The 5,874-nt window shown below is 59.9% G+C and carries 6 protein-coding genes; 3 read left to right on the top strand and 3 right to left on the bottom strand.

The features are described from left to right. Positions 1-44 precede the first annotated feature (44 nt). Both OU682_RS23290 and OU682_RS23285 read left to right on the top strand, forming a co-directional pair. Positions 45-848: a hypothetical protein gene (locus OU682_RS23290; RefSeq protein WP_268944567.1), complete on the top strand. Its 804-nt coding sequence runs from the start codon at positions 45-47 to the stop codon at positions 846-848. A gap of 61 nt (positions 849-909) precedes the next feature. After that, positions 910-1,386, top strand: coding sequence for a hypothetical protein (locus OU682_RS23285; RefSeq protein WP_268944566.1), 477 nt, complete (start codon positions 910-912; stop codon positions 1,384-1,386). A gap of 12 nt (positions 1,387-1,398) precedes the next feature. Here OU682_RS23285 and OU682_RS24465 read toward each other — a convergent pair. Then, a protein-coding gene (locus OU682_RS24465) for an IS630 family transposase (RefSeq protein ID WP_371832307.1) occupies positions 1,399-2,356 on the bottom strand; the annotation gives its coding sequence in 2 pieces (ribosomal slippage) (positions 1,399-2,016 and positions 2,018-2,356; 957 coding nt in all). 281 nt (positions 2,357-2,637) lie between these two features. Further along, entirely contained in the window at positions 2,638-3,609 is a 972-nt protein-coding gene (locus OU682_RS23270) for a hypothetical protein (protein WP_268944563.1), read from the bottom strand. A gap of 379 nt (positions 3,610-3,988) precedes the next feature. Between OU682_RS23270 and OU682_RS23265 the strand changes: the two genes are divergently transcribed. Continuing rightward, positions 3,989-5,158 (top strand): glycosyltransferase, encoded by a 1,170-nt coding sequence (locus tag OU682_RS23265; RefSeq protein ID WP_268944562.1) that lies wholly within the window; start codon positions 3,989-3,991, stop codon positions 5,156-5,158. Here the strand turns inward: OU682_RS23265 and OU682_RS23260 are convergent. Further along, positions 5,078-5,488 carry a hypothetical protein gene (locus OU682_RS23260; RefSeq protein WP_268944561.1) on the bottom strand — a complete coding sequence of 137 codons (411 nt, stop codon included), beginning with the start codon at positions 5,486-5,488 and terminating at the stop codon, positions 5,078-5,080. The genes OU682_RS23265 and OU682_RS23260 overlap by 81 nt on opposite strands. Positions 5,489-5,874 lie beyond the last annotated feature (386 nt).

Here is a 5,874-nt window from a genome sequence, read left to right as displayed (position 1 = left end):
GACGCCCGCAGAGGCGCTGGACGAGCTCATGACGAGAACACAATATGCTGGTGTTGCGACGACCGGTTGAGATCGCCGAGGCTGCGCCCATCATTGTCCGGGAAGGCACGCTCGTGGTCGAGACGCTTGAGCGCATCCGCCTGGGCTTGCCCTTCGCGCTGACGGCCCTGAATGTGGACAACGGCAGCGAGTTCGTCAACGAAAAGCTGATCGACTATTGCCTTGGCCACGGCATCGAGCTCACCCGCTCGCGTCCCTACCGCAAGAACGATCAAGCGTGGATCGAGCAGAAAAACGGCGCAGTCATACGGAAGCTCCTGGGCTATCGTCGTTTCGAAGGCTTGGCGGCGGCCATGGCGATCACGCGCCTTTATGGCGCCTCCCGACTGTTCGTGAACTTCTTCCAGCCCTCGTTCAAGCTGGCTTCCAAACAGCGCGACGGCGCAAAGGTGACCAAGCGCTATCATCCTGCCCAGACCCCGTGCGAACGTCTCCTGCAAGCGGAGAATGTCTCGGGTGCCGCCAAGAACAGATTGAGCGAGATCGCCGGAACTCACGATCCGCTGAAGCTTCTGGAGGAGATGCGGCGGTGCAGGCTTATCTGGCAGCATTGGCGGACGGCGAAACACCCCCGACGACGACAACGGAGCCACCCGATCTCGCTGCCTTTGTGGCAAGCCTGTCGAGTGCCTGGCACGCTGGCGAGATCCGTCCGACATTCGCCATTGAAGCCAAGCCACTTTATCTCCGAAGCCTGCAAAAGTCACCACACAGGCACCGGGTGGGAGCCCCGCCGTCGCGTCCACACGGGGGGCGCCCATCGCGACCGTGGCACCGCGAGAGAATAAACCCGAAGGACCGCGTCCGGTCTACGCGGAAGCTGGCCAAGCGCGAATTCAGGCGCTGCGCATGGCATGGCCTATTGCGTGTCGCCGGCTGGAGGAGTTCCCGAGCATCAGCGCCGCGCAACTCTTCGACGAACTGTGCGCGCAGTTCCCAGGCCGGTTCACGCGAAAGCAATACAAGACCCTCGCCCGGCACGTCAGTGCCTGGCGTCAGGCAGCTCAGGCGCGCGGCGTTGCCGTCGGACCCAAGACGTATCGCCTGAGCGACAAACCCCGTGGCAGACGCCCCAGTATCTTCGAGCACGACTGGGAGGAGATGACACAATGCCTCGAGGAGCGTCCTGATCAGACCGCGCTTGAACTGCTTGTCGAATTCCAGGCTCGTTACCCGGGACGCTACACCTTGCACCAGATCTCTACATTGCAGAGGCGGGTCAGGGCGTGGCGACAACAGGCCGTGCAGCAGCTCATCGGCGCAATCGACCTACATGGAACCGCACACCACGCGGACGCCTCAGGCCCCAAGCGGGTAACATTCTAGAGCCTGTTTCATCTAATCGGCCTCATAGCCGGCGGCTTTGAAGTAATTGTAGCATTCCTCGTCGGAGAAGAGGTTGCAGACCTGGCCGACCGCAGCCCAAAGCTGATCGTAGGTGCGGGCGGCGGCTTTTCTGATCAGCGCCTTGAGTTTGGAAAAGGCCATCTCGATCGGGTTAAGGTCGGGGCTGTATGGCGGCAGGAACAGGAACCAGGCGCCGATATCGCGCAAGGCTGTCGCTGCGGCCGAGCTCTTGTGGCTGGAGAGATTGTCCAGAATGACCACATCCCCGGGCCGGAGTGTCGGGACCAACTGGGTTTTGGTGTAGAGATCGAACATCTCGGCGTTCATGGCGCCGTTGATCACCCAAGGCGCATCCAGCCGGTCATGGCGCAGGGCGGCAACGAAGGTCTGGGTGCACCAATGCCCGAACGGCGCATGATCGACGAGGCGCTGCCCGCAGGGTGCCCAGCCGGTGGTCTTGGCCATGTTCGTCTTGATCGCGGTTTCATCGACGAACGCTAGCCGTTCCAGGTGGTTGGCCATGAAGGGCTGGCGTCTCGCAATCCAAACATGACGCAGGCCAGCCACGTCCTTTCGCTTCTGTTCAAGCGCCTGCAGAGTTTTTTTTATGACTCAGTCCGAGACCCCGCAGAACACGCCAGACGGTAGCACGGTGGACGTCGATGCCATGCGTCTCAGCCAGCTCGGCCACGAGTTCATCAAGCGTGATCCCGCTTTTGGCCGCGACACGGGCCTCAAGCCAGCCGGTCACGTCCACCAGCTTGCCATGTCCGCCGCCATTGCCTTGTCGCCTCGGCGTCAAACATCCGGTCTCGCGACGCAGCTTTACCAGATCATTGACGAACTTCGGTGACACCCGAAAGTGCCGAGCCGCCTGACGGTGCCCGTGACCTTCGTCCACGTAGCCGATGACCCGGCTACGAAGCTCTACTGGATGTGGCTTGCCCATCTGAAATCTCCATCTGCCTTAGCAGAGGGAATCACATCATTGGCAGGCTGGAAATGCTGAATCTCAAAGCCAGAGATACGCTCTAAATGAGGCAACCGGTAACAGAATTACATGATGCAACACGACAGCAGATCCGATGCCGAAAAGTCCGTGCGTGTGATATCCACTGCCATTCTGAGCCTCCTCCGCCTTGCCGTGGAGTGAATCAGAGGTCGGCCGCAAAGCAAACCACCTTCAGAGTCGATGGTTCATACCGCTGGTATCAGCACCCAAAGAGTCTTTCAGTCCGTTGAGACAATGCGGCCCCTCAGCCTGTCCGGCGGAACGCCGGAGTAAGGGATCCGCGCAACGACATCCCGAACAATCTCCTGCACTTGGAAGGCGGCTTCTTCGTTGAACCACTGAGCGTCGGTACCGTCGCTGCGCTTCAGTTGATGGGGCAAGCCGACCGGACTACGGTGCCAGATCACCGTCCAATGTGCTAGTGCGACCACATAGGCCCCCAGATCGCCCATGTGGATGGTGTCCAAGCCTCCGCCTTTGTCGCGGCGGAACAGGTCTTCCCGCGAGGAAATGCCAGGAATGCGCCCCCCTTCCGCGGCGCGGGCCACAGCGGCCATCGCTTGGCCTCCCGGGATCAGGAAGATTTTGCCGGTTCCTTTGCGCGCTTCGGAAGGTGCAAGGACGCGGCCCAGCCACTGCTCTGGCAAGTCAGCGTCGATCCGCTCGAGCCAACCATCAGGATCGTCGAGGTTGTGCCATGTTTCATAGAGGTAGACACGAATGGCAGGGTTTCCCTGCCGCGCAAACCTGACCCATTCCGCCAACCAGTATGAACTGTTGTACCAGCGGATCGCGTCACGGATCTCAACCATTTCCGTGAGGACCAGTACGTCGAAGCGGCGTGAGGCCAGGGCCTCCTTCGCCTGGATCCGGGCCATGCCGTTCGCGTGAAGTTCAAAGCCTGGCATCTTCTGGCCGTCGTTCCAGTGCTGCTTCAGGGTCGTGCCCCAGCCAAGTTGCGATGCATAGGCATGACCACCAAGCTGCCCCAGCATGGCCGGCATCTCAGTCCCGACGAGACTGTGTCCGAGGTGGTAAATAGTGCCAAGCTTCTCCGGCGCGGATAGCGGCGGATGTACTGTTGCCGACATCGCAGCCGGCTGCCCCCGCCAGCGTTTCCAAGCGAGTGCCGAAACGCCGAAGCTGCTTGCGGCCGCCAATAGCGTTCCGACGGCGATCCGGCGCTTCATGCCGCGATGCAATCTTTTTCCAATCCTGCAGCCTCCAAACAGATATTCATGCCACTGCTTTCTCCCATGCTTGTGCCTCTCTCACGGCAAGCCGCGCCATGCGGTTTGATGACCCCCTCTTAGAATTCTCTTGTAGGCAACTTGTTCATTTAAAAGAACTGGAAGTTAGTTTTACAGGTGGGGGTCGCGGGAAGTGCCGGCTACCGTTCAGTCGCAAGCTCAAGACCAAGGAGGTGAAGCGGGAACCAAGTGCGGTCCTCCGCGTCGCCAAGCTCTGCCGACGGAGTTCGGGAATTCTTAAGAAAACTGGGATGTGCAGCAAGGGTTGCTTGACCCCCTTCAGTGCGGCAATGTGCACAGGTCTTGAGAGATGATAGCAATGCCCGTCCTGGTTCTGGCACCTTCGGTGCACGTCATCGCCGAAGAAGGCCGGCTCCGGGCCGATGACAAGTTCTTGTCTGGCCTGCAACGGCATGCAGAGGTTTGGGAGGGCCCGATCCGCATCCTCCTGCGGACCGACACTGCGCCCCTTCCTTTTTCCCGGCTGGTAACGAAGTCCGATTTTCCTGGCGAGGTACATTTGCTCCGCGCGGATGAGCCGATCCGAGCAAGCCACTTGGCCGGCGCCGATGTCGTGCTCGCCTCTGGTGACCGTCATGATCAGATGGAACTAGCGCCACTTTGCGCACTTACCGGAGCGCGGCTCGTCTACGCCATCGAATACACGCTTCCGACCCGGCTTCGCACAGCGGCTCTCGATCCACAGCGCAGTGCGTTACAGCGAATGAAGTCGGCTGCCTGGGTGCTGAACGAGGAGCGCCGCCGACGTCGCGCATTTAGGGCAGCTGCCGGGCTGCAGTTCAATGGCTATCCTGCATATGAGGCTTACGGCCCGCTTGATCCTCAGGGTTGCTTTTACTTCGACGGGCGAATGAGCCGCGATGTGATGGCCACCGAGGATGAAATGAGAAATCGTGCGGAACGGTTTATGGCAGGTGGGCCAATTCGGCTTATGACCTCGGGGCGGCTCGAGCCGATAAAGGGGGCGCAGGATCTCATGCCTGCTGCCCGGGCCATGCTTTCCGCCGGCGTCGATTTCACGCTTGACATCTACGGTGCGGGAACTCTTGCTCCCAGGATCGCCGCCGAGATAGCCACGGGTGCGTTGCAAGATCGGGTCCGGCTTCATGATCCCGTAGATTTTCAAAGCAGGTTGGTTCCGCACATGCGGCGCCATGCGGACGTCTTTCTGAGTTGCCACCGACAGGGCGATCCTTCCTGTAGCTATCTCGAGGCCATGGGCTGCGGCCTTGCCGTCGTTGGGACGGCAAACGAGATGTGGCTTCCCATGGCTGCCAACACGAATGCCGGATGGGTCGTGCCCATGGGTCAACCCGAGGCCGTGGCGAAGTGTATAATGCAACTGGCGGCGCAGCGCGACAGGGTCACTGCAGCTGCTAAACGCTCTCTATGCTTCGCCCGTGCTCACGATTTTGAAGGAGAGTTCGCCCGGCGTATGGAACACCTGGCGGACATTTCCCGCCAGTGAACTTTCAACAGCGCGACGCTGTTTTTGATACGCCCATACCGGCCCCCGAACGGATTTGCTGCGGGAACATTTCTCGTGACGCAACAAGACATCTGTGGGGAACAAATTGGCGAGGCAATTCGCCGGCCAGGGTGGCGGTCGCTCAACACCGTAACAGCATTCTTCGTGAACCGCGTGATCGAAGACCCGATCCATGGTCCGTTCGAAATGATCCAGAACATCCGTGGCCGTATCGTTCAGCGCCCAGGGGATCGCGACACAGGCTTGGCGATCCGACGGATCGCGCGGGCTTTCCTGCACGGCCCGATCATCGACAGAAACCTTCAGCATGGCGATCCTTTGCGATGTGCGGGCATCCCAGCTGCATGGCTACCCGGGCCGGTACCCCTCGAAGCTACAGGTCTGTTTGTGGATCGGTGCACGCCAGCTTCCCCTTGGTATGCAGGACGTGACGAAGGGAGAAAGAACAATTGAAAAGGTGTTGGGTTCAGGACAACCCTTAGGCCAATAGGCCGGCCACCAACACACTCCCAAGGTGTTTCCTTGCAAAAGCCTGACATTGCGAACAGCTGTTACTTGTACTTGTCCTCGGGCGACTTGGACATGATGGTCTCGGTTATCAGTGCCTATTCTCACAATCCGGTGTTTATCAAGGTAGTTGTCCGCCGATTTCATGCGACGTCTCTGATCTCAGGGACGCTGGTTTCGCGGTCAGG

This window comes from Paracoccus benzoatiresistens, assembly GCF_026913015.1.
GTDB lineage: Bacteria > Pseudomonadota > Alphaproteobacteria > Rhodobacterales > Rhodobacteraceae > Paracoccus > Paracoccus benzoatiresistens.
The sequence above is the reverse complement of the archived record's forward strand: the minus strand, read 5'-3'. Positions and strand labels throughout refer to the sequence as shown.